Source organism: Thomasclavelia sp. (assembly GCF_017889095.1).
In the GTDB taxonomy this organism is placed as follows: domain Bacteria; phylum Bacillota_I; class Bacilli_A; order Erysipelotrichales; family Coprobacillaceae; genus Thomasclavelia.
In genome coordinates, this window is the sequence record NZ_JAGHEW010000242.1 from 1 (window position 1) to 24440 (window position 24440).

Annotated in this window: 25 protein-coding genes and 1 pseudogene; all 26 read right to left on the reverse strand. The window is 29.8% G+C overall.

From position 1 onward, the window contains the following. Window positions 1-191: pseudogene (locus J7M77_RS10550) on the reverse strand (cell division protein FtsZ); the annotation flags it as partial. Window positions 192-215: 24 nt separating this feature from the next. Then, window positions 216-1475, reverse strand: coding sequence for a cell division FtsA domain-containing protein (locus J7M77_RS10555; RefSeq protein WP_296878320.1), 1260 nt, complete (start codon window positions 1473-1475; stop codon window positions 216-218). Between the two features lie 87 nt (window positions 1476-1562). Next, the gene (locus J7M77_RS10560; protein WP_296878322.1) at window positions 1563-2327 is read right to left on the reverse strand and encodes an FtsQ-type POTRA domain-containing protein; all 765 of its coding nucleotides are present in this window, start codon (window positions 2325-2327) and stop codon (window positions 1563-1565) included. 3 nt (window positions 2328-2330) lie between these two features. Then, a complete protein-coding gene (murB, locus tag J7M77_RS10565) occupies window positions 2331-3245 on the reverse strand; it encodes a UDP-N-acetylmuramate dehydrogenase (RefSeq protein WP_296878324.1) in 915 nt (304 codons plus the stop codon). 9 nt (window positions 3246-3254) lie between these two features. Beyond that, window positions 3255-4331: an undecaprenyldiphospho-muramoylpentapeptide beta-N-acetylglucosaminyltransferase gene (gene murG / locus J7M77_RS10570; RefSeq protein ID WP_296878326.1), complete on the reverse strand. Its 1077-nt coding sequence runs from the start codon at window positions 4329-4331 to the stop codon at window positions 3255-3257. Window positions 4332-4359: 28 nt separating this feature from the next. Continuing rightward, window positions 4360-4482 carry an FtsW/RodA/SpoVE family cell cycle protein gene (locus J7M77_RS10575; RefSeq protein ID WP_296878327.1) on the reverse strand — a complete coding sequence of 41 codons (123 nt, stop codon included), beginning with the start codon at window positions 4480-4482 and terminating at the stop codon, window positions 4360-4362. 26 nt (window positions 4483-4508) lie between these two features. Continuing rightward, window positions 4509-6074, reverse strand: a complete 1566-nt coding sequence (locus tag J7M77_RS10580; protein WP_296878330.1) for a recombinase family protein — start codon at window positions 6072-6074, stop codon at window positions 4509-4511. Continuing rightward, window positions 6071-6208 (reverse strand): hypothetical protein, encoded by a 138-nt coding sequence (locus J7M77_RS10585; RefSeq protein WP_296878331.1) that lies wholly within the window; start codon window positions 6206-6208, stop codon window positions 6071-6073. The genes J7M77_RS10580 and J7M77_RS10585 overlap by 4 nt, the downstream gene beginning before the upstream one ends. Before the next feature lie 121 nt (window positions 6209-6329). Next, window positions 6330-7493 (reverse strand): hypothetical protein, encoded by a 1164-nt coding sequence (locus tag J7M77_RS10590; RefSeq protein WP_296878333.1) that lies wholly within the window; start codon window positions 7491-7493, stop codon window positions 6330-6332. A 19-nt stretch (window positions 7494-7512) separates the two neighbouring features. Beyond that, entirely contained in the window at window positions 7513-8907 is a 1395-nt protein-coding gene (locus tag J7M77_RS10595; RefSeq protein ID WP_296878334.1) for a polysaccharide biosynthesis tyrosine autokinase, read from the reverse strand. 4 nt (window positions 8908-8911) lie between these two features. After that, window positions 8912-10282 carry a polysaccharide biosynthesis tyrosine autokinase gene (locus J7M77_RS10600; protein WP_296878336.1) on the reverse strand — a complete coding sequence of 457 codons (1371 nt, stop codon included), beginning with the start codon at window positions 10280-10282 and terminating at the stop codon, window positions 8912-8914. A 10-nt stretch (window positions 10283-10292) separates the two neighbouring features. Continuing rightward, window positions 10293-11102, reverse strand: coding sequence for a hypothetical protein (locus tag J7M77_RS10605; protein ID WP_296878338.1), 810 nt, complete (start codon window positions 11100-11102; stop codon window positions 10293-10295). Then, the gene (locus J7M77_RS10610; protein ID WP_296878340.1) at window positions 11099-11833 is read right to left on the reverse strand and encodes a CpsB/CapC family capsule biosynthesis tyrosine phosphatase; all 735 of its coding nucleotides are present in this window, start codon (window positions 11831-11833) and stop codon (window positions 11099-11101) included. Before J7M77_RS10610 ends, J7M77_RS10605 begins: the two co-directional genes overlap by 4 nt. A 12-nt stretch (window positions 11834-11845) precedes the next feature. After that, window positions 11846-13600, reverse strand: a complete 1755-nt coding sequence (locus J7M77_RS10615) for an ABC transporter ATP-binding protein (RefSeq protein ID WP_296878341.1) — start codon at window positions 13598-13600, stop codon at window positions 11846-11848. Continuing rightward, window positions 13588-14052, reverse strand: coding sequence for a S24/S26 family peptidase (locus J7M77_RS10620; RefSeq protein ID WP_296878343.1), 465 nt, complete (start codon window positions 14050-14052; stop codon window positions 13588-13590). Before J7M77_RS10620 ends, J7M77_RS10615 begins: the two co-directional genes overlap by 13 nt. Then, window positions 14042-15163: a radical SAM protein gene (locus J7M77_RS10625; protein WP_296878345.1), complete on the reverse strand. Its 1122-nt coding sequence runs from the start codon at window positions 15161-15163 to the stop codon at window positions 14042-14044. The genes J7M77_RS10620 and J7M77_RS10625 overlap by 11 nt, the downstream gene beginning before the upstream one ends. Window positions 15164-15212: 49 nt before the next feature. Then, window positions 15213-15635 carry a hypothetical protein gene (locus tag J7M77_RS10630; RefSeq protein ID WP_296878347.1) on the reverse strand — a complete coding sequence of 141 codons (423 nt, stop codon included), beginning with the start codon at window positions 15633-15635 and terminating at the stop codon, window positions 15213-15215. Further along, window positions 15632-15970, reverse strand: coding sequence for a PqqD family protein (locus tag J7M77_RS10635; protein WP_296878348.1), 339 nt, complete (start codon window positions 15968-15970; stop codon window positions 15632-15634). Before J7M77_RS10635 ends, J7M77_RS10630 begins: the two co-directional genes overlap by 4 nt. Before the next feature lie 72 nt (window positions 15971-16042). Further along, window positions 16043-16894 (reverse strand): hypothetical protein, encoded by an 852-nt coding sequence (locus tag J7M77_RS10640; protein ID WP_296878349.1) that lies wholly within the window; start codon window positions 16892-16894, stop codon window positions 16043-16045. Between the two features lie 9 nt (window positions 16895-16903). Continuing rightward, a complete protein-coding gene (locus J7M77_RS10645; RefSeq protein WP_296878351.1) occupies window positions 16904-18064 on the reverse strand; it encodes a nucleotidyltransferase family protein in 1161 nt (386 codons plus the stop codon). Window positions 18065-18066: 2 nt separating this feature from the next. Continuing rightward, a complete protein-coding gene (locus J7M77_RS10650; protein ID WP_296878353.1) occupies window positions 18067-18924 on the reverse strand; it encodes a metallophosphoesterase in 858 nt (285 codons plus the stop codon). Then, window positions 18905-20455 (reverse strand): oligosaccharide flippase family protein, encoded by a 1551-nt coding sequence (locus J7M77_RS10655; RefSeq protein WP_296878355.1) that lies wholly within the window; start codon window positions 20453-20455, stop codon window positions 18905-18907. The genes J7M77_RS10650 and J7M77_RS10655 overlap by 20 nt, the downstream gene beginning before the upstream one ends. After that, window positions 20434-21597, reverse strand: a complete 1164-nt coding sequence (locus J7M77_RS10660) for a Coenzyme F420 hydrogenase/dehydrogenase, beta subunit C-terminal domain (RefSeq protein ID WP_296878357.1) — start codon at window positions 21595-21597, stop codon at window positions 20434-20436. Before J7M77_RS10660 ends, J7M77_RS10655 begins: the two co-directional genes overlap by 22 nt. A gap of 4 nt (window positions 21598-21601) precedes the next feature. Then, window positions 21602-22114, reverse strand: a complete 513-nt coding sequence (locus tag J7M77_RS10665; RefSeq protein ID WP_296878359.1) for an acyltransferase — start codon at window positions 22112-22114, stop codon at window positions 21602-21604. 2 nt (window positions 22115-22116) lie between these two features. After that, window positions 22117-23280: a polysaccharide pyruvyl transferase family protein gene (locus J7M77_RS10670; protein ID WP_296878361.1), complete on the reverse strand. Its 1164-nt coding sequence runs from the start codon at window positions 23278-23280 to the stop codon at window positions 22117-22119. Beyond that, window positions 23268-24347, reverse strand: a complete 1080-nt coding sequence (locus J7M77_RS10675; protein ID WP_296878363.1) for a glycosyltransferase — start codon at window positions 24345-24347, stop codon at window positions 23268-23270. Before J7M77_RS10675 ends, J7M77_RS10670 begins: the two co-directional genes overlap by 13 nt. Between the last annotated feature and the right edge of the window lie 93 nt (window positions 24348-24440).

The window sequence follows — 24440 nt, forward strand, 5'->3', positions numbered from 1 at the left end:
AAATCACGACCTAATTCAATTTTATTTTCAACTGGTGAACGTCGTAACACTTGTAAATCCGTATTGGCAACATAGAATTCGACTCCTTCAACGCCTTCTTCGACCATTCGGTTTACAGCATTATTTCCGCCACCGCCAATACCAATTACCTTAATTCGTGCTACTTGTTCAAATCCTAATTCTTCACTCATGACAACATTTCCTCTCTTTTTATATTAATCTTCACTAAAAAATGAATCCAATAATTTAGATACTTTCTTTCCTTGGTTTTTAGGTGCTGATTTTGTCAGCCCTTTAAATCTAATTGCCATTGTACTAGTAACATCTGGCAATACTAACGATGGTGTGTAATCACCAATTACTTGTTTTCGTTCCATCAAATAATAGATCATTCCGATAGCACTTACTAGCGACATATCGCGAGCCCCAATTGTATCAGGTCGATACAATCTTACTGAACAATCCAATACTTCACTGGCAATTTTGTCTAACATTTCTAACTCACCGCCACCACCAACAATCAATGCTTCATATTTGTTAATATCTTCGATTACTGCTATTTTCTCTTTAATTTTATTCATTACTTCATAAGCAGTTTCATTTAATAAATCAGCTAGATCTTGTTGTGTATAGTCGCGTTTGCCTTCTTTAGAATAGGTAGTATGAATAATATCATTTTGCCCAGTAGTCACATCTAAAGATCCATATTTAATCTTATAAGCTTCAGCCTGATTCATTGATATTTGCATATTTTGGGCTACTTTTCTTGTAAAATCATAACCACCAACTTGACATACTGTCAAATATTGCAAATAGCCATTTTTATAAAATGATACAGTTGTAGTTTTATGACCCATATCAATCAATATAGCTCCTTCTTGTAAATACACAGCATCAAAAGCCTCATTAGCACAGGCATAAGCATTGATCGTTATATCTAATACTTCGATCCCACACTTTTCCACAACCGAAATATATGGATAAAGTAATTCCTTACTAGTAGTGATAATCAAAGTATCAACTATCAAATTTCGTGACACTTCACCTAAAGGTGCTTCACTAGTAGCTCCTTTATCACTATGATAGCGTACTGGAATAATAGAAACGACTTCTTCATCTTTAGAACGTTTAAATTTAGAAGAAAGTCTTAAAACCCGAACAATATCATCAGTTGTGATTTTAGAACCATTTTCTGATAAACTGATACTGCTATCACTTTGATATAATTTAGCTTTAATAGTGGGAATCGTAAGCGCCACACTAGTAATTTTACTTTCCAAAAACTTTTCCGCTTCTTCAATTAACTTTTTAATATCTTTAGCTAAGATACGATCATCTTCAATAATCCCCTTTTTAACACCATGACTAGCAACGGTCTTGACAAAAAGAACATTTACATTAATACTACTTATTTCCGCAACTAAAAACTTTAAAGTTGCACTTCCGATATCTAAAACAGCGTAAATATCTTTCATCACGTATCCCCTTTTCTTTGTATATATACAATATTAGCATAAAACCTATAATTTTTAAACTCCTTTAAACATCACGAGTTAAAAAAATTAATTATAAGCATAAACATACTTTCCACATAAGTCATAGTATTTTTGATCAGGAAATTTTTCCATGATGGCTGAATAATTATTATCAGCTAACTGCTTAGCCATATCATCATATAAAGCATATAAAACTTTACCATCATCCATCAATAATTCTACTCTAGTTTCCACCACTCCTTCAGGTGCGTATTTAACTTCAGAAACCTGATTAATTACCTGAGTTGGGAGTTTGGCAAACTGTTTTGCCAAAGCTTTAAAATGAGCTTCATCAAAATTACTGATCAAAGGACATCTTTGAACAAAACCTGGTAAAGAGCCGCTTTCATTTTTGATCACACGACCTGTTTGGGAAACAACATATAAAATTCCATTTATATTAGCCTGTCCAATTGGTTCACATTCATCGACCCTAATCGTCACTTTACCAAAAAGATCTTTAGTTACTGTAGCATCTTTAATCAAAGATGTTTTTTCAATTGCCTTTTCAGCCTCACTTAAATCAGTAAAAAAAGTAAAATCACGATGTAATTCAATATTTGAAGCAGCAATAATTTCTTCAGTCGTAACTTTTTCATTACCAATTACTTTAATTGACTGCAATCTACTATAATCACTTATAAAGAAAGCAATAATTAAAATAATCACAATTACTATCATTACTAAAATTCGTTTTCTTTTTCTTCGTTTTGCTTTTTTCTTCTTTAAATAAGATTTAACTTGTTCTTGATCGTAATAATTATATATTACTTTTTGCTGCTTCTTTTTCATAATCTACTCCCAATTAACTAATTCTACTTCACGTTTCAAATTAACCCCATATTTTTCTTTTACTTTAGTTTGTACTAACATAATTAAATCATAAATATCTTTAGCACTGGCATAACCATTATTAACGATAAAATTTGAATGTTTTGGTGAAACTTGAGCACCCCCAATTTCATATCCTCTTAAACCGCATTCATCAACATATTTCCATGCTGGATGGTTTTCGGGATTTCTAAAAACACTCCCGGCACTTGGCATATTCCATGGCTGCGTTGCCATTCGTCTTTCTTTTCGTTTATCTAAAACAGCTTTAATTTCTTCAGGATCTTTTGGTGCCAATTCAAATTCAGCTTCCAAAACAATTAATTTTCGATTATCCTGACAAATTGAATGCCGATATGAAAACTGCATTTGTTCTTTTAAGTAAGTTACTACCTGATAATTTTCATCTAGTAACGTAACACTTTTAACCACACTGGCAATATCATATTTATAAGCTCCGGCATTCATAAAAATACCACCGCCAATTGAACCAGGAATTCCACCCATAAATTCAAAACCACTTAAACCGATTTTCCCGGCCTGATAAGCCAAGTTAATCATCATCACTCCAGCTTGAGCTTTGATCGTACAACCATTGATACTTACCTTAGTAAAATATTCATTTAAAGAAATGATGATACCATCATATTCCCGATCCGAAAACAATAAATTCGAACCACGACCAATAACTTTATGTTTAACCTGGTTATCTTTACAATATTTAAGTGTTTTAATTAAACTGTCAATATCTTTAACTTTTAAATAAATTCTAGCTGGACCACCAACTTTATAAGTAGTATGCTTATACATTGGTTCATCTTCAATGATCCTTCCAACATCTAACTCTTCTATATCTTTTTTTATTTGAACAAAATCCATTTCTAACTCCTATATTTCTTTGATCAATTGATAAATATCTTTACAAGCATCAGGTTTACCTAATGCTTTAGCATTTTTTTTCATACTTTCTTGTAACATTTGATTACCAATAATTTCATCAACTTTACTTACAAAATCATCACTGTTTAAATCAGCTTCTAAGATCATCATCGCCGCATCTTTATCAGCTAATTCTTTAGCATTATACTCCTGATGATTAGCGACAACATAAGGACTAGGAATCAAGATTGCCGGAATACCAACTGCAGTGATTTCTGCCAAAGTTGAAGCTCCAGCTCTTGATACTACTAAAGTCGTACTTTTTAAAACTGATGGCATATCTTCAATATAAGGCACCAGTTTAATATTACTGCTTAAATCTTTTAACTCATCTTGCATTTGATTGAAAAAAGGCTTACCGGTTACATATAGCACCTGATAATCTTTATCTTTAAATGCCCGAAGTGATTCTACCATCTTTTCGTTAACTGATTTTGAACCAAGTGATCCCATTACGATCGTTACTAATGGCTTATTTCTATCTAAACCGTATTCTTTAAAAATATCCTTTGGTTCAATTTTAGCAATCACACTAGCACGAGGATTTCCTAACAGATAAGTTTTTTCTTTAGGAAATGACTGATACGCTAGATCATAGCAACAAACGATCCGATCAACATTTTTAATTAAAATTTTATTAGTTAAGCCAATTACCGAATTTTGTTCATGGATCATCGTTTTATACCCCAGTCGAGTAGCCGCTTCAACAATACTGGCACTAGGATAACCACCAAAACCAATAACAATATCTGGTTTAAATTCTTTAACAACCTTTTTTGCTGTAAATATTGATTTTACAAATATTAAAGCAGCAATCCCTTTTTTGATAGGATTACCGACCAAACCTCTAACATTTAACCCAACATAGTCATATCCCATTTTAGGAACCACCTGTGATTCTAAACGATCTTTGGTCCCAACAAATAAAAAAACACTGTCAGGTTCTACTTCTTTTATATATTCAACCAAAGCCAAAGCAGGATATAAATGTCCTCCTGTTCCTCCAGCTCCAACAATTACTCTCATTCTCTCACCTCTAACTAGTAGTATACCATTAATACGTTGATTTTGAAATATTTAAAACAATTCCCATCGCAATTAATGTAATCGTTAAAGAAGACCCGCCATAAGACATAAGTGGCAAAGTCACACCTGTAATTATGCAATTACGATTCACCTTAAAATTTACCAATTTTCCTTGATTTAATCAAGATATTCTTTAACTTTTACTTTAAAAAATATTTCCATATTTTTATTTCGATCAATTTCAATCCGATCAATTAAACGATAAAGCAATTCATTACTTAATTTATTAAACTGCAAATAGTCACTAATAAGTAATTCAAACGAACTGATATTTTTTGGTGTTTTTATCATCATTTGTTTTTGGATCTTTTTTTGCTTTTTCTTTAACGTATCTAATTGACTTTGATATTTTTTAGCTAATGATACATACTGCTGTTTACTAATAATTTCATCTAAACGATCTTGATAAAGTTTAGCTAAAATATGTTCATTTTTAATAATTTCATTTTTAATCGTGTTTAATTCTTTTATCAATGATTCATTTTCTTGATTTACTAATAACTCCATCTTCTTTAATAATGGCTTAACGTCATAATTTTTAAAAAAATTATTTCCTATTCTTTTAAACAAAGCTTCCATCTCTTTTAAAAAAATCGAATAATTAATCCGGTGTGATGAACATAAATGATACTTGCTGTACTTAGAATAATAATTACATTCACCCCATAATAAATAACCCGTTTTATTCTTGCGTTTATAAATGCTGATGTTATGACCACATTCTTTGCATTTTAGTAAACCTTGAAACAAATACTTTTTTTCATGACGAGATCGATATTTTTGTTTTTTGCTTAATTCATTTTGTACGCAGGCAAACAATTCTTTAGATACGATTGGTTCATGAGTATTTTCAACTACGATCCATTTTGATGGTGGCAACTCGATTAACTTTTTGGAATTGTAACTTAGCTTTTGCCAGCGCCCTTGAACCATATTACCTAGATACATCTGGTCACTAGCGATACTTCTTACCGTCTGCGATGACCAGATGCCAAAACCATCATTTAAACTTGTTTGTTGATTACCACGCGTTTCTTTTTTATAAATCGAAGGGATGGCAATCTTTTTAGCGGTCAAACGATGCGCTACAACACTGGTCCCAGCTCCTTCACTGATCCATTTAAAAATCATTCTAACCACATCTGCAGCTTCTTTATCAATGATTAACTGCTTAGGGTTATCGGGATTTTTTTGATAGCCATATTTAGGATAAGTAGCAATATAATCTCCTTTTTTCCTTTTAGCATCAAAAGTAGTCCTAATTTTTTTCGACGTATCACGTAAATATAAGTCATTAACACTTAACCGAATTCCTAACATCGCATCACCGACATTAGAATCATAACCATCATTAATGGCAATAAAACGAACTCTTTTGGCTAAAAAATATTCTTCAATATAAGTTCCGGTTTCATATAACTGACGACCTAATCTTGATAAGTCCTTGACAATTATACAATTAATCTCTCCATTTTCAATAGCTTGTTTCAATCTTTCAAAACCAGGCCGGTCAAAATTAGAACCCGTAAAGCCATCATCGCTATAATGAGCAACGATTTTGATTGCATTAAATTTCGCAAATGACTCAATGATCATTTTCTGACTTTCAATTGAAGAACTCTCATCCCTTTTATCATCTTCTTTAGAAAGTCGTTCATATCCTGCCGCTAAATAAGTTATCATTTTAACGGCTCCTTTTTTAGTTTTTCTTGTTGTTTCAATGATTTAAAATATTCTAAAAAACATTCTTCTAAAACAATCTTTAATTCTTTAGCATCTTTTACTTCACTACATTTTAATTGATATGATTGTTTCATCTTGCACCTCCATATTAAACCATATTGGTACAATTTAAAAAAATGATTAGAAACTAATAATTCATTTAAAGATAGCTTCATAAAAAAAGGTATAGCCAACTATGACTATACCCTTTTTTGACTAATATTTTATCGGTTCAATGCGTTGCAATAATGCAACTTCTGACTGCTTTTCCTGATTAAAATAATTAATGATGCGCGTAATCGCTGATTCAATTCCTTTTAACTTAGAAGCATGAATAATTAAAAAATACTGTGCCGCGTTATATTTACAAACAATATCATCTTTACGTAAATTATCGATTAAGATATTTTTTAACCGCACAGATTCTTTACTAACTTGATTTAGATCTTCCCCTTGTAAAGTCAACATTACTAATGCATGTTCATGATTACTATGTTTAATATCAACTAAATTTAACTGATAGATTCTTTTAAAAACATAATAGTCACAATAAAAAGCTCCTTTAATACTTTCACCGCTATTAATAAAATCATCTAAACTAATAATATCTATTGATGATTGGGGGTTAATATTTTGACATTGCTGGTAAAGATCTTGGATTGGTTTTGGCACTGCTGTTTCTAAATGTAAATAGTAATTATTGATTATATTTTGATAATAATCGATTGCTTTATCAATTTGGTTTAATTGATAATAGGTATTTAAACGTTTTTCAAATAAAACTTCATTTTCTAATTTAGCGATATGGGGATGCTCTAAGATTCTTAAAATATCTTGATAACGATTAGCTTGTTGCAAATTATTGATAACTAAAAAAATTGCTGCTAAGCAATTTTTTACTAGCTGACTATTTAATTGCGCGATCCATTCGTTATTATGAAACTCTGGTAAAAATTGGTTTTCAAAACCATCAATTAATTCTAGGCAAGCTTGATACTGCTCATCTAACTGATCCAGATTATCAATATTACTAGCTAGAGTCATCAGTTTTTCATAATCAACCTGGCATTTAATTGATGGATTCCAAAAATAGCTATGTCCTTTAGATAAAATACAAACTTCTTTAGAATATAACTTTTTTAAATCCTTACGGGCGCGATAAACAAGATTTCTTAAAGCTCCGATCGTCACCTGATTTTCACGATCAGACCATAAAAAAGAAATTAATTGTTTTGCGGTTATATTTTTATCACGGTTGATGATTAGATAAATGACTAATAGCTCTACTTGTGAACTTCTTTTCCCCTGTTCTGGAAAAACATTTTTAGAGTGGGTAATTTCTAAGATTCCTAATGTTTTTACGTTAAAACTTTTATACATATATTATATCTCCTTTTTATTATTTGTAGCCATAGCCATAACCACCATATCCATAGCCATAACGATGCCCCTCACTATTAAAGATTGATGATCTAGCTTGATTAATTACAGTTGCCATAATATAAGGAAGATGCTCATTTAATTCTTCTAATGAGTCTAAGATTTCACCCTGGCTTGCGTAATCTTGTTTAATTACGATTAGTCCAGTATCACAATGATCACTGATGATCAAAGCATCTTCTAAAATATATAATGGCGGAACATCTAAAATGATGTATTCGTATTCTTTTTTTAATGTTTCTAATAATTGTTTTAATGCAGGTTTTGATAATAATTCTGGTGCTTCATCATAAGATTCAACGCCATAAATTATATTTAATGAATAATCTTGATATTGATTAATAATTTCTTTACTTGACAGTTCTCCTTTTAAATATCCGGTGATACTGCCACTAACTTGTTTTTGATCAAGCATTTTATAAATACTGGGATTTCTTAAATCTAAATCGACTAAAGCTACTTGATGACCTTTATCAGCTAAAGCAATCGCTACATTTGTAGCTACCATTGATTTTCCCTCATTAGGCAGGACACTGCCAATCATAAATACTTGAGCGTTATTCTTTTTATTAACTTGTTCAAAACGTAACCGTAAATCATGGAAAGCTTGTCTAAAGGAATATTGGATCCTTGGATTAGATAATAATAATTCCAATTGTTTACTTTTACGTTTTCTTTTTACATTTAAATATGGAATCTTGGTAATATTATTTAAATGCAATGTTTCTTTAACATCTTCACTATTAATGATTGTATGTTTAAAGATCATCTTAATTAAAATAATCATAAAACAAATTACTATTCCTAATCCAAAGCCAATTACCCCATTTTTTAGATAATCAGGATAACTATCGGGATTAGCTGGTACAACAGGTGTATCTAATAATGAAATCTGGACATCACTCATAACTAAATCAGTTACCTGACTATAATTATTTAAAATACAATTAGCAACGTGGTATGATGTTTCACCATCGTCACTAGTAACTTGTAAAGATACTAAATTAGTATCCGGTACTTTAGTTAAGTTAATTTGTAAAGTGCTCGGATCGATTCCTAAGCCATCACGAATAATTGATTGCATCATTTCTCCTGTAAGTAAATTACTAAATGTTACAAACATATCATCATTTTCATCGTTGGTAGCAAAGATATTATCTTGATCTTGTTTGTAGACAACAAAAACGGCATTAGAACTATAAGCAGTTTTAAAGAAAAAAAGTGTTTTTATTTCAAATATCACTACCATTATGATAATGATCACTAAAAAAAGAACTTTCATTTTCATGAGTGTTCGATAAAAATAATCAAAATATTTAGTTAAATCAATTTTAGTTTCGTTATTATCTTGCATCTTTTTACCTCCGATTATAACGGTTGTAACCATAACGATAACCATATAATTTTTGATTTTTAGTAAAATCAGTTACACTAGCGTTAAAAATACAACCAATTAAATTATTTTTAGCTGCAACGATTCGCGAAATAGTTTCATTGATCGTTGTAATTGATGCTTCGTTTTGTTTGATTACTAATAAAGAAGCATCGACCCATTGATTAATAATCGCCGGTTCACTAATTCCATAAGCTGGAGTAGTATCGACAATAATAAAATCAAACTCTTTTTTAGCTTCATTTATCAAAGTTTCTAACCGAGCCTGTAATAAATCTTCACTATTTACAACATCCTGGAGTGAACTGATAACAAATAAATTACTTTTTTCTAAATACGTTACCTGATCTTGCCAGCTTTGCCGCCCATTTAAATAGTTATTTAAACAGCGTTCATTATTTAAAGAAAAGATTTTATGCAAAGACGGTTTTTTCAAATCAGCATCGATGAGTAAGACATGATGATCGTTTTTACTTAATGATAAAGCTAAATTGGCAGCAATCGATGATTTCCCTTCGTTTTCAACCGAACTAGTAATCATAAAAGTTTGATATTGATGCTTTTTAGCTGATGTTTCTACCCGATTACGAAGCTTTTTGATGGCTTCTTTATAAGCAAAGCTGGTTTTTAATGAAGTAATCAAAATAGCTTCTTTACGACGGCGCCCATGTCCTTTTCTTTCTTTAGGAATTTTCGCAAATAAACGACAGTCAACTTGTTTTTCAATTTCATCAGCAACTTTGACCGTTGGTTTTAGATAAATACAAATTGCCATAATTACTACTATTCCAATACCAATCATCGCCCCTTTTTTAAAGTTGTTTGAATGAACATTTAAAATTGCCGGAACTTCATTTAACTGTCCTTTTTCTAAAATATCTAATTCATATTCTAAATGATAATTAATAGCATTGGCTACATACCAGTTAGTTAAATATTCTAAAGCATAATAGGCTTCCCGTTTAGTTGGAGCACTTACCTGGACATTAACGATATTAGTGTTATTTTGACTAACTACTACGCAAGTATAATTAACATCTTCAACTTGCATTTGAGCTTTAATATAGTCTTTAACGACCTGCCCATTAAATATATAATCCAATGTTTTAACATAAGACTGAGCATTTTCTAATTGACTATAAGTGTTTTGTTCCAACTTCAAAGCAGCTTGCATATTAGAAACATATTTTGGGGAATAGGTAAGGGTTTTAAAAACATCAAAACCAATTCCACAAATAATGATAATCGTAATTATCATCCAGCCTTTTTTAAATAATGACGCTAATACGCATTCGACTTTTAGCAATAAATTATGGTGTTGTGTCTGGTTTTCCATCATATCCCTCCTATTCGACAATCACTACTAGTTTCGTATAACCCGTATCACTACCTTGGCTAACCCGATAAATAAATTCATAGGTTCCTGGTATTGTTGGATCATAATTATTAGTGATTTCAACTTCATCTTCTAACGTGCGATCTTTAATTCCTGCATATAAAACATCTTCAACATATTGTAACGGCCGAATTGTCGTATTAACCGGAACGCGAATTAAATATTCACTTAATTCAATTTCAATATTGCTTTGGCTATTTAAATAAGTCCCTTTTAACCGTAATGATGTATTCATCCCACAGCTATCACTAACGGCAAAAGTGGCATAAACACTATCATCATTATATTCAACGTTTTCAATTGTAATCTTACTAGTTAGATCACCGTCAACCACACTTGAAGCACTAACATAATCCTTTAAAGCATCATCGGATTCTAAGTATTGAAAACATAGTGGTTTAGTTAGATTAATTTGTGGTGCCTGGTAATCACTGTAATTTAACTGGCGCGTGGCTCTAGCGATATTATCGTCACTATCAAAAACGGCATAAGTGATGATTCGTGTCTGGTTTTCTTGGAAAGTAGAAATATTTTCAATAAAAACTTTAGCGGTTAAATCACCATCTTCTTGATCACTGGCACTGACCCCCGCTAACAAGCTATCCTGACTATCTTGAACACTCATCGTAACTGGTGTATCTGGTAAAACTATAGTAGGATCATTACCAACTTTTTCTTGATGGTCATAAAGATAAACAAATCCCCCATAGATAATTAATAGTAAAACAATTAGGACAATATATTTTCGATTCTTTTTCATGATCTTGACCCCCTTATATCGATCCCTTGTAACATCTTTTTAGCATTATCATTAAATATTTTTCTTGCTTGATCTTTGCCATAATATTCCTGGATAAATAAAAAATCGCGATACATCAACGCATTTCGATATCGTATATGATGACTATCACTGGCAACAAAACTGATTAACTGATGATCCAATAAATCAAAAGCAGCTTCTTTAGCCATATTTCCATATTTACCAAAAACACTGCCTTTATTTAATTGCAGCAATGCCCCAGCTTTGATCATTTGTTTTGCCAGATTACTACTGGTCTGGATACTTTCATAACGTTCCGGATGCGCAATGATGGGAATTAAATTCTTGTTAATAACGCTATCAATTGCTTCTAACATCTCATCGCCTAAAGTATCAAAGAAAAATTCCATCAGTAAATAATTAGTATCATTTAATGTCGTAATTTCATCGAAATGTTCAATCAATGTAGCTTTACGATCATATAAAAACTCACAGCCTAAATATAATTTAATTGGTATTTTCTCACTAGCAACAATCTGTTTAAAATCATTAAAAAGAGCAATGATTTTATCATTTGGGTTATCAAAATGATATGGATAAGCTAAATGTGGTGTTAAAACAATGGCATCACTGCCATCCTGGTATGCTTCATTTAACATCATCAATGAATGTTCAACGCTGGGACTACCATCATCAACCATTGGTAAAATATGACTATGAATATCAATCATTTAATTATCCTCCTAAAAATCAATTGCCATCTTGGCTGATTCTTCTTCACTTAGTACTGTTAGTTTCGTATCCATTACCCGATATACTCTTTGACACATATTTAAAACACTTGGACGATGCGTCGTTACGATGCAGACTTTACTTGGATGATTGATAATAATGTTTTGTAATACTTTTCTTTCAGTAGTAACATCTAAAGCACTAGTAGCTTCATCTAACAATAAGATTGGAGCATCTTTTAATAATGCCCTGGCAATGGCAATTCTTTGTGCCTGACCTTCCGATAAGCCTTGGCCCCGAGCTCCAATTTTAGCATTGATGCCATCTTTTAAACGCATGACAAAATCATAAGCACAGGCTGATTTTAAAGCATTGATAATTTCTTCATCACTGGCATCTTGTTTAACCATTCGTAAATTTTCGGCAATCGTACCTGAAAAGATTGTATTACCTTGGGGAACATAGGCAAATAATGGTCTGGTTGAAGCATCTAAAGAATATTTTTTTCCTTGATAATCAATTAAATAAGCATTACCAAGATTAGGTGTGATCAATCCTAAAAACAACCGAATCATCGTGGTCTTTCCTTCACCGCTAGGACCAACTAAAGCAACAATTTCACCTGGACGAGCAATCAAAGAAGAATCAACTAAAACCTGTTTTTCTTTAACGTATGAAAAATAGACATCTTCAAATTGTAATGAAAAACCTTGATCCTGGATCTTAGCTAGATAATCACTTACTTGAATATCTAATGGTTCTTTATCTAAAAAGATAATTTCCATGATCCGTTTAGCTGAAATTGTAGAACTGATCGTTGAAGGAATAATACTAACTAACGAACTAAATGTTGATGAAAGACGATTGGATTGTTGTAAAAATAGTGTCATTTCACCATAATTAATCGCTCCTGACCATAGACGATATACCGCCCAGCCATAGAAACTAAAACTAACAACCATTCCAAGCAGCGATATCAAGGTATTATATTTAATACTAAACCAGTTATATTCTAGTGAAACATCTTTATATTTTTGTTGAAAACCTTTTAAACGATCACTAAATAAATGAACTAAACTAAATGATTTAATGGAATCAATGTTACTAAAAGTTTCGGTTGTAAAAGACATCATTTCACTATTCATTTCTTTAACTTTCATATCATATTTACGCATCCTGGACATCATTACTTTTGATGAAAGGAGCATAATTGGCATATTAGCGATCGTTAAAAATAGCATCGTTGGATCATAATATAAAATCAAGCATAGCGTTGCGATAAACGTAAAACTATTGACAATTAAATTAGGAACCCAGCCAATCGCACTGTTGGCTACCGTACTAACATCACTGCTAAAACGATTTAATAAATCACCACCATGATACCTTGATAGATCTAACCAGTTAACTTCAATTAATTTATCGAAAATATCGGCTTGAATTTCATTTTGGATCCGAATATTGATTTTTAAGGTAATTCGTGACATCGCCTGATTGAACAGCAAACTAAATAATGACATCGAAACCATTAAAACCGCCATTTCTAAAGCACGATTAGTTTGAATTCCGGTAACAATATTAATTAATTCCTTACTGGCAATTGAACTTATTAATGACATGATCGTGGAAAAAACTCCTAGTAATGTATAAAAAACAATTTCTTTTTTATAATTTTTACCATAAGAAAACATCCATTTAATCTCATCGATCATTTCTTTAATACTGCCATCTTTAAATTTAGAGATTAATAACTTTATTGATTCCATTTCTTACTTCCTTTTTTTATAAATTTATATCCCTTAACAAGTAAATAACGAATCGGGATGATCCTGATCCATACTTTTGAAAAAAACTCCCACCAAAAATCACCAGGTTTGATGATCTTATCTTTTCGTTTTACTTTGGTAACGATTGCAAAAATTTGATTTCGTTTTATCGGTCCTTCAATCATTGTCTGATTATCACCGACAAAATAATAATCATCACCTTTAATTTTATAAATACGATGAACTACATATTGACCATTACGGCGTTTAAAAAAAGCAATATCGCCTTTTTTTAACTTTCGTTTAGGCTGTTTAAAATAAATCACATCACGCTTGTGGACAACAAAAGGAGCCATTGAACTCCCTAAAACATACATATTAACTTCTTCACCTTGTTCAACTAAGTCTTTTAAAATACTGACATACGCCCGTGTATCTAATTTACTTTTCATCAATTTCCTGTAACTTTTTTTGCATATAAGCTAAACTATAACCGGTATATTTACATAAATAATTAGGACGTAAATAATAACTTCCTGTTTCTAACTGAGCATACGCTAAACAAGTGTTACAAACTTTTCTTAATTTACAATTACCACATTCACTAATTCCTCTAAGCAGTTCACATTTTTCCATCAATAATTTCCAGCTTTCTAAAAAACCAGTTTTAAACACATCAATGCTCGGTTCATTCATCACTACACATGGTCGCATCAAACCTTGCCAATTGATCGTAAATGAACATCTACCTGCTTTACATGACAAACCTGTAATTCCCTCTTTGTTTTCTTTAGTTTCTTTTATTTTAGAAAACTCCAAAGTACAAGACTCCTTAAAAACAGCACTTCCCATTTCCTGATATAAGACATTGATGCGACTTTTAGCAGCAGTTTTGGGATCCATTCGACTTTGAAAAGCAAACGGTTTATTTCTTTCCCGGATACCAGGACACATATAAGTATCGATCCTAACTGGTACATCTAATTCTTTACCAATCTTTAAGATTCCATCTTGACTATTACAATTAGCTTTCGTTAAACTGCCATTAATCTTAACAGCAACACCAGCTTCTTTTAAACTTTGAATTGCCTGGATGCATTTAGTAAAACCACCACGATAGTGACATAAATGATCATAATAAGTTTCACTATCACCATATAACGTAATATTGATTCTTCTTGGTTTGTGCTGGCTAAAAAAATCAACCCACTTTTCATCAATTAAAGTACCATTTGTATTAATCGTCACAATCATTCCCAGTTCTTTTAATCCCAAGTATAACTCTTTAAACCAGGGATATAATAACGGTTCACCACCAGTTAATAATACAAATAATACTCCTGCTTCCCTCATTTCCTTAGCCAGCATAAGCCATTGTTTTAAAGTTCTAAGTTTACCCAAACGATTCATTTCCTCTTTAGATAAACGAACATAACACATATCACAATTCATATTACAAAGCGGTGTTAACTCTAATACCCCATAAATCGGTATCTTTTCATTTAACGCTCGATCAAACAGCTTTCTTTCCACCATATTTTCATACTCGTTGTCACGTTCCATTTTTATCTCCTTTTAAAAAGGCTGGAGGTTTCCCTCCAAGCCTATTAGTTTACGATTTTGCAGTTTCCCAGGTACTCATATCTAGATTAGTAGTACAGTGAATATTTGGAGAAAACCATCCCCGTGGTTCTTTCCATACTATTACATCTACTGGATTACTAGTATTACCTTTAGCACAATAATAACCATTTACAAATTCATTATCAGATTCTGCTTCATGAGTTTTGTCACAAGCGTAAAATCCTCTTTCACTTCCAAACCATCCTTGACTATAATCAACAAGTAGAGTGTCACCTCCCCGGCCAGTTTGAAGACCAGGTTTTTTGTTTGTTTCTTGATAAACAGAACCGTAAACCCCATTACCGGCATCACATTTGAACTTGTAGACAACACCACTATCACCGCAAGCAGCTACATATTCATTAGCTGTAAAGTGTTCTACGTTAAAAACTGGTTTTAGATAACTTTTCATTTCCCTTTTTCATTCCTTTCTGTTGATATAAAAATAACCTGATTCTTTAACCCTCTATCTAAAAATTCATTAATATCAGCAGTTATATCTTGATTTGATGTGTCATATTCTTTTTTAACTGCTTCAACTAATTGATTGAATGTTTGGGGTGAGGATAGAGTGTTAAAAAGAAATAATCCTAATTCGTTTAATTCGATGATTCCATTAAATTCTGGAAGAGTTGTATCATCTGATAAACGAATTGTTCCAGTATCCATGGGAACTAGCATATATTCACCGGCTATTTCACGAACGACAAAGCCTTTTCGAGCGATGAATTTTAATTCATTTTCCATAATTATCTCCTTTCATGATGTTTTCTAGGAGATAGTTATTTTCCCATAAATACCTCCTTAAAAATGTGTTGCCTAAATATTTATCGATACCACCTCCTTTAAATAATCATCTAAGCATTCTACGGCTTCTTTACTGATGGTACAGCTTAGATTGATGATGGGTATCTTTTTGATTAGTTGTTCAATAAATACTAAGGCATTATCTAAGTATTCTTGATTGTGATAATTGATCGTTATTTCTTTTAATAATCGTTTGGTTTTTTCAATATATGATAACTGGCTTATTTGATTTTGTTTCCCTTGTTGCAATAAAACAATTGCTTTAATGGGATAAGTTTGATTAAAACAAATTTCTGATGAACCACAAACAGGCCATCCGTTAGCAAAAAAGCAATCATCCTTTAGTGTCAATAAAGTACGATCGCCATTGATTATTTCAATATTACGATATTTTTTCCATAAATCTGCCTGGGTACTTTTACCCGTACCACTAGGCGCACTAAATAAAATGGCCTGATTTTGATAGACAATATATGAGCTATGTAAAACATAGCTATTAAAGTTATTCATTCTTCTTTCTAATGCCAGTAAGGAATTAAATACAGTATCGTATTTAAGCATTGAAAGATATTCTTGTTTAAAGATTATTGTTGCTTGATTTGGACTTATTTCCTGCATTCTAGCGTAAATATTTAAGTCTTGAGGAAAAGCTAAATATCTTATTTCTAAACCGTTGTTTTGATTGATTTTGATTGTTTGACGGTTTACGATAAAGTTATCTTCAAGAATGTTTATTTCATCGACAATATCAATGTGATAATGATATTGTGGTGTTTGCTTTGTTTTGAATTTTTGTAGGTTTTCTGGAATTAGTTTTTCACTGATTCCAGTAATCGTAAAAATAAAATCACCAATTTGATACATATAGGCCTCCTATTTGATAACTTTATATTTTTTTAATAATTCAATTCTTTGTTTACCAATCTCAATTGTTTTTTGTCCATCTTTTGATGAGTGATTTTGTTTATATTTGATAATTCTTGATAAATAAGCTATTGGTAATAAAATCGGATATTTGTTTAAATAATCATATTTAGCTTGCATTTCTTTTAATGATGGAAAAATACTTTTAACAACAGAAACCTTGCCATCTTCTAGCGTATTTAAAGTAATTGTGGCTGAATGAATTCGTTCACTGCTGCTTTGACCAAAAATACCAGCATCCATGATATCATTAAATAAATCCTGATAATCAATTTCAACATCATCAGGAATTTGATAATCAAATTCTAAATAATCATGAGCTAAAGCAAATAAATTCATGATCAATGGATATAAATTTAGATCTTTTAACACCTGATACAAATAATCCCAATCTATCTTATCCTCGTATTTTTCACTATACATGATAATATCAACTACTTGTCTAATCCCTACTCCACCATGAAAGAAGTGTTTAGCAAAATGTAAGATCAAAAATAATAAATGTTTACTATATTCTAATGAATACACTTGCATGTTTTCTATTTGATGAGTTATGCAATTAGTAAATGCATCAGTGAATAATTGTTGATAATTACCATACGATTTAGAATCTAATGAAAAAAGAGCTGTATGCAGCTCAATTGATAAACCTGATTCATAATCAACAAAAGTAGTAACATCACTAGTTTCATTGATTATTTGAAAGTTGTTGCTTAAAAAGATTTCTTTGACTTTTAAGAAATCTTTTGTTTGGATATATAGATCTTCATCATTAGAAGGACGATTATCAGGAATTGGATAGAGATAACGACAAATCAATCCTTTAACGATCAATACTTTTAGATTATTGTTGATAAATTGTTGATATACTTGAAGCATTTTAATCGTTTTTCTAGTTTGAAAGGCATTGATTTTAAATGTTTCTCTTTTCCAAATTTGTTTTAGATCTTCAGGAATGCCTGGAAAAGTGTATATTTGGTTATATATTAAAGCTGTGATTTGATGCTGATTGGCTAAGTTATATAATTTAGGATAATCTAAATTAGTTTTTATCTTAGAGATTTGATTCAATCTGGCATCTTTTAATAACGTAATTAATTCTTCATTCATACTTATTCCTCTTTTAATCTAATTGAAACTATTTCTGGGGGATTATTTAATCGAGGCAATTTTTCATCACTACTGCTGATCCCTCTAGTTACAATTAAATCCATATCTTTTAATTTATAATGACCGTAATCCACCTCTGGAAACCAGCCTAATTCTGGTGCATACAAACCACCAATAAATGGTAGAATTACCTGTCCTCCATGATAATGTCCACTGACAACTAAATCAAAGTCCCATTTATATGCTTTACCAAAAATAAAACTATCAGGACGATGAGCCATCATTAGTTGAAATGATGTTGTTTGTTTCATTTGATTTAAAAAACTATAAACATCTTTTTTCATTGTTTTTTGATCAATATCACCACTATCTTGACTAAAGGCATAATCATACATACCGCCTATTCTAATCAAGTTATCATTGATCTTGATATCTACATATTCTTTATCTAATAAAACAACTCCGATGTCTTTAATATTACTTATTAATTCATCACTTTCACTATATTCGAATTCATGATTTCCTAAACTCATATAAACATCACTAATCTTCGTTAATGAACTTAAAAAAGCTAACGTACTTCCATCATCATTAGCTTCATTATCAATAATATCTCCAACACATAAAATAATATCTGGATTTAATTTATCAATCTGATCAATTATTTTATCCTTGATCTTACAATGATGATCATGAACATCAGCTATCATGACAATATTGACATCACTATTTATTTTTGAACTTGATATTTCATAAGTTGTAATATCAACTTGATAATATGAAATATACAAAAAATAGCCTATGATCATACATAGACAAATAGTTATAATTAGAATTATTTTAAAAATCATTTTTTTCATTGTTTATTTTCCATAAAATATTTTTTATTTTTAAAATTGGTTTTAAAAATAATTCCTTTTCATATTCATTCATTTCAAAAAACCACATACATAAAATATAAATAGCAGTATAAATAATTACACCAATAAAAAAAGAAATTATCGTATTAATACTATAAAATTGTAAGACAAAAAAAGAAATTATAATCATAACTATAGGAATGATTGCAATTTTGAAAATATTTTTCCAAAATAATATAATATCCAATCCTGTTATTTTATAATAATAAATATTCATGATAATCCCTTGTCCAATAAAATAAGCAATACATGAACACAAAGCGGCTCCAATTCCACCATAATAAGGTACAATTAAATATGTACTAATAGCATTTATTATTGCAATGATTAAGTAAACGATTGAACGAAATTGATGCTTATTTTGAGCAATCACGATATTTAATCCTGTATTTTGTATAAGAGGAATACTTAATGGTATCATTGTTAATAATGCAATTACATACGATTCTTCATATCCTTTTCCTGCAATAAACAACACAAACTGTTGTCCAAAAACAATAAAACCTGATAATACCAAAGCAATTATATAAAATTGTAATCTACCTATTTTTATAAATAAATCACTCCAAATTTTTTTGTTTTCTTCTTTAATAACCATTCCAGTAATTTTCGGGATAAGAACACTACTAATGCCAGATGATAAATTTTGTATCATTGTACTAAAAGTACCGCCCACATTATATATAGCAGTTGCAGCAGTACCTACTAATGCTCCTAAGATAACTTTATCAGTTGACCAAAATAACATATCTACAACTGTTCCTAAAAACACAAATGCTGAAAAATAAAATATTTCTTTCAACATAAAAAAAGGAATATTTTTTAAATTTGGTTTAATATTTAATTTTTTTAAGCAATATGCTGCATTAATAGGCAACATAATGAATTGTAACATTGTACCTACTAAAGACATACCTACTGAACCAAAACCAATATACAAAACAATGATATTTGAAATAGGTACTGCTATTGTACTTAACATATCTACAAGTTTTCTAAATAGATATTTTTCATGAGCTATAGTAATAGATGAGAAAACACTAATTGGAAAAGAAATTGCAGTATTAAAAGATAATATATAAATTAATATCTTGATCTTACTTATTTCTTCGTTAGTCAATCCTTTATGAAATATTACATTTACATTATTTGAAAGAAAAAAACCGCCTACTAATACAAGCAAAGCAATAAATACATATATAATAAGAAATAACCCAATTATTCCTTCTTCTTTTTCTTTATTTTTTTCAACTCTATATTTAGTAATATATCGTACAATTGTACTACCCATACCAAAGCTTAATAACGATAGATAACCAATAACAGAATTAGCAATACTATATAATCCATATTCTGCTTGACCTAATAAACGAAGCATAATAGGGGTATATATTAATGGAATTATACTTCCAAGGAAAAGATTGATATATGATAAAATCACACCTATTTTTAATTGATTTTTATTTTCCATAACTTTTTTACCCTTTTTAATTTATTTTTTACTCTTATAAAAACAGTTACTTTATTTTGTTTAGTTTGATACTTTTCAATAATATCATGTAGTGTATTACTTTCTAGTTCATCATAGATGTCTAAACTTTTTTCAACCGGTTTAATAATGCATGGATTAAATTTAGTTGCAATTTCTAAATTAGTTTTAAAAAAAGTCCCATGATTTGATAATAATGAAAGTATCTTTTTTCCTTTATCTGTATTAATAAAGATAAGTGATGTACCCTTATTATCAGCCCACATATCACCTAATTCATTAGCTCCCCAAAAATCTCCTAATAAAATATCACTACCACTACTCATGCATTTAAACTGACAACTTTTACATGAAGGTCTTAAATATAGGTTATTAATATATCCTCTCATAAAATCATTTTTAAATGCTTTTTGACTCTCAATAAAGCTATTATCAAAATATAAAGTAATATCGTAATTTGCCCATCCATCTTTTTTATCTCGAAAATCAACATACTCAACTTTCGCATTATATTTTTGTTCCACACTTGCTATATATTTTCTAAAAATCAATTCACTAGGAACCCCATGACAAACTATTTCAACTGCTAAAAAATTTTTATAGTCTTTTCCTAAATATTTTTTTAATCCAGCAATTTGGCAACCAGTACCTGAAAAGAGAACAATTCTACCATCGTCTAATTCTTCTTTTATTTTTCTAAATGTATAATTTATATGGCTTTGTAGATATTTAGATCCTCTTATTAAAGGCATCTGTTTTTCATTATCAATTGAAATATGTTCTACTTCTAAATTTTTATTCATCCATGCTCCATAAACAATACCACTATGATCAAAAATTATTTTCGTTATAAGCGAAAAGGCTCCACCAGAAGAACTCTTTTTTCTTATATCTATATTATTATTTTGAACTGCATATATATCAGGATTAAATCCTTTTTTTTCACCTAAATTATTTATTGGGCAAACTTTTTTGCATAAATGACAATCTATACATTTTTTTATATCAACGTAAGGATACCTAAATCCATATTCATCTTCTATCATTTTTATACAGTTTTGGGGACAAATATTTTTACAAGCTTCACATCCAGAACATTTCTCTTTGTTTTCTATTGTAATCATAGTCTTATAAATCATATCCCATTGTATTTTCCAATTCTAAAAACATTTGTTTTTTTTCATCATCAGTTTTTTTATTCCATATTGTATTATAAGTAGGTTTTTTATTTAAACTACTTTGATGTTTTTGAATATATTCATCAAATGTACAAATAATTCTCCATGGATTTCCAATAATAACAACATTTTCAGGAACATCTTTTGCTACAACAGTTCCAGCTCCTACTATAACTTTGTTGCCAATTTTAGTATTTGGTAAGACTATTGCACCAAAACCAATAAATACATCATTTCCTATATCAACACGTCCAACTTTTGTATAACCTATAAACTTTTTTGTACTAGCATCGTGACCTAAAATAGTAGCATTAGTTATTGTAACATTATTTCCTATTGAGATTAAAAAGCCATGACAATAATCAATGTTTGAATTTATAATATCTACATTATTGCCTATTTTCACTCCCCTATCTCGTAATGATTCAACTATATTTTTCTTCTCTTTCTTTCTAATAAACATTTTTAATCCTTTCTTAGTTCTTCTATTTCTTTATAAAGTTTTTTTGTTTTCTTTAAATATTGTGGTAAAAAGCTATTTAAATGTATTCTAATTTTATCTTTATTTGAATTTAACCAAATAAAAGCTTTTTTTAATTCATCTGTTTCTTTCAAATCTTGTGTTGATATAACATAATTTTCATAACTTCCAAATAAATCTTTTGCTATTCCTTTTGCTTTAACCGAATATCCTAAAACTAGAGTTGGCACTGATGATGAATAAGCAGCTATTGTTGCATGAGTACGTGCACCAATGAATAATGTACACTTACCTATTAGATATTTAAATTGTTTTGCATTCATTTCAGGAATCAATATAATTCTAGAATTATTTTCATATTTTTCCTGTATATTTGTAAGTACTGTACTGTCATTAGTAAAATCCCATGAAACATGGGGTATTAAAGCAATTTTATAATCCGTATTTTCAATTATATAATCTATTAAATTACAAAAATTATTAACTACAATATTATTATTTTTAGCATACTCTATAATTACAGGACTAATATTAATACCAACAACATTATCACAAAAAAAGTCTTCGAAAATTTCTATCTTCTCCTTTTCCATGATAAATGCCGGATCAGGAAATAATTTTGTATTTTTATTCACTTTTTTTAAAGCATTATAAGATATACTTTCCCTAGCAATTATTAAACTATATTTTTTTAAATCTTTTTCCATTTCTTCATCAATTAATGCTGGCTCAACCGAACATTCCCATAATACTGTCTTTACTCCAATTTTATTTAGATATTCATTTAATATTGCATGTTCTTTATAACTCGAATAACAATAATTATCACCACCTATTGACAAAGCTATGTCACCTTTTTCAACATTGTTAAACAACGCATCATAAGTTATCTTTTCTGCATATTTGTCATTATTGAATAACCTAATTAATAATGATGCTTTTAATCTTTTTAAAGAAAAACGAGAATAAGATGATTTATGCTCCTTAACATCTATAATCTTATCTAATCCAAACTTTTTATCTTCTTCAGGTCGATAAGAATATAATTCATCAATTTTTCCATTTAAGATTTTATATGTACCTCTTACTATAGCTTCACAACCATGATTACCACTACCACCATGCGAGTATAATACTATTTTTGACATATATTAATTCCCCCGTTAGCTAATAAATTTTCTATTTTTCCTATTATGTTTTTTACTGAATATTTACTTTCAATTGTCTTTAAAGCATTCAACTCTATTTTGTTGTATAATTCTTCATTGTTAATTAGATTTATAATTTCGTAGGCAATGTCTTTAGGACTATGACTAGTCAAAATACCATTTATACCATTTAAAATAAATTCTTTTGGGCCTATAGATTCTGATACTATACACGGTTTTGATAGAGCTAATGCTTCCAGTACTGTTAAACACTGTGATTCAACTAATGATGGATGTACCATAATATCCGCATTTTTTATATATGGATAAGGATTATTTTTTTCTCCTTTTAATATGATATGGTTATTAAGCTTATTTTTTTCAATTTCTATTTTTATTTTCTCAAATTCTGATCCATTCCCAACAATATGCCATCTAAAATCATAGAATCCACTTTTAATTAATTCTTTTACAATCTCTACAATACATATAATATTTTTTTCTGGTGATAATCTTCCAACGGTAACAATATTAAAATTTTCATTCTCATACGGATTAAAAAAAATAGCCTTTTTATTAATTTCATCAGTATCAATCATATTAGGGATTACAATAACTTTATTATTCAAATTACCAAAATAATTCTCTATCATTTCTTTACAACCATTTGAAACTGCTACAACCTGATCAAAATAATTAAAAATATTTGCCATCTTATATCTTTCATTATTGTTGTAATTGCATTCGCCATGATGCCACCAAACATATTTTTGATTAGCATTTACACAATGTGCTACTACTTCGGCACAGAAACCGACTCTAAAAGCAATTGCACAATCATATTTAGTTTTAAACTTAAACAAGAATTTTGCAAAAAATAAAAATTTTTGGTTGAATTTATTAGTTAAAAATAATATGATTTTTAACCAAAAAGAAAAACAATCTTTATTCTTTAATGATTTTTTTAAACATTTGATAGTTGGGCCATAAGTATTTGTTATATCCATAAATTTCAAATTAACTTTATCTGGTAGTTCATTAATATAATCACCTAAATCTTCAAACAAAACCAAATCTATATCATATATGTCATAATTGATATTTTTTAAAATATCAATTAATGATTTTTCTACACCACCTACATTTAAATGTCCATTAAC

Coding starts and splice junctions, on each gene's coding strand:
- J7M77_RS10650 (WP_296878353.1), bottom strand. CDS start 18,924: ATGAAAAAAATGATTTTTAAAATAATTCTAATTATAACTATTTGTCTA.
- J7M77_RS10635 (WP_296878348.1), bottom strand. CDS start 15,970: ATGGAAAATGAATTAAAATTCATCGCTCGAAAAGGCTTTGTCGTTCGT.
- murB (WP_296878324.1), bottom strand. CDS start 3,245: ATGGATTTTGTTCAAATAAAAAAAGATATAGAAGAGTTAGATGTTGGA.
- J7M77_RS10615 (WP_296878341.1), bottom strand. CDS start 13,600: ATGGAATCAATAAAGTTATTAATCTCTAAATTTAAAGATGGCAGTATT.
- J7M77_RS10580 (WP_296878330.1), bottom strand. CDS start 6,074: ATGATAACTTATTTAGCGGCAGGATATGAACGACTTTCTAAAGAAGAT.
- J7M77_RS10590 (WP_296878333.1), bottom strand. CDS start 7,493: ATGTATAAAAGTTTTAACGTAAAAACATTAGGAATCTTAGAAATTACC.
- J7M77_RS10645 (WP_296878351.1), bottom strand. CDS start 18,064: ATGAATGAAGAATTAATTACGTTATTAAAAGATGCCAGATTGAATCAA.
- J7M77_RS10665 (WP_296878359.1), bottom strand. CDS start 22,114: ATGTTTATTAGAAAGAAAGAGAAGAAAAATATAGTTGAATCATTACGA.
- J7M77_RS10655 (WP_296878355.1), bottom strand. CDS start 20,455: ATGGAAAATAAAAATCAATTAAAAATAGGTGTGATTTTATCATATATC.
- J7M77_RS10555 (WP_296878320.1), bottom strand. CDS start 1,475: ATGAAAGATATTTACGCTGTTTTAGATATCGGAAGTGCAACTTTAAAG.
- J7M77_RS10630 (WP_296878347.1), bottom strand. CDS start 15,635: ATGAAAAGTTATCTAAAACCAGTTTTTAACGTAGAACACTTTACAGCT.
- J7M77_RS10585 (WP_296878331.1), bottom strand. CDS start 6,208: ATGAAACAATCATATCAATTAAAATGTAGTGAAGTAAAAGATGCTAAA.
- J7M77_RS10660 (WP_296878357.1), bottom strand. CDS start 21,597: ATGATTACAATAGAAAACAAAGAGAAATGTTCTGGATGTGAAGCTTGT.
- J7M77_RS10610 (WP_296878340.1), bottom strand. CDS start 11,833: ATGATTGATATTCATAGTCATATTTTACCAATGGTTGATGATGGTAGT.
- J7M77_RS10600 (WP_296878336.1), bottom strand. CDS start 10,282: ATGGAAAACCAGACACAACACCATAATTTATTGCTAAAAGTCGAATGC.
- J7M77_RS10595 (WP_296878334.1), bottom strand. CDS start 8,907: ATGCAAGATAATAACGAAACTAAAATTGATTTAACTAAATATTTTGAT.
- J7M77_RS10560 (WP_296878322.1), bottom strand. CDS start 2,327: ATGAAAAAGAAGCAGCAAAAAGTAATATATAATTATTACGATCAAGAA.
- J7M77_RS10625 (WP_296878345.1), bottom strand. CDS start 15,163: ATGGAACGTGACAACGAGTATGAAAATATGGTGGAAAGAAAGCTGTTT.
- J7M77_RS10605 (WP_296878338.1), bottom strand. CDS start 11,102: ATGAAAAAGAATCGAAAATATATTGTCCTAATTGTTTTACTATTAATT.
- J7M77_RS10620 (WP_296878343.1), bottom strand. CDS start 14,052: ATGAAAAGTAAATTAGATACACGGGCGTATGTCAGTATTTTAAAAGAC.
- J7M77_RS10670 (WP_296878361.1), bottom strand. CDS start 23,280: ATGTCAAAAATAGTATTATACTCGCATGGTGGTAGTGGTAATCATGGT.
- J7M77_RS10640 (WP_296878349.1), bottom strand. CDS start 16,894: ATGTATCAAATTGGTGATTTTATTTTTACGATTACTGGAATCAGTGAA.
- murG (WP_296878326.1), bottom strand. CDS start 4,331: ATGAGAGTAATTGTTGGAGCTGGAGGAACAGGAGGACATTTATATCCT.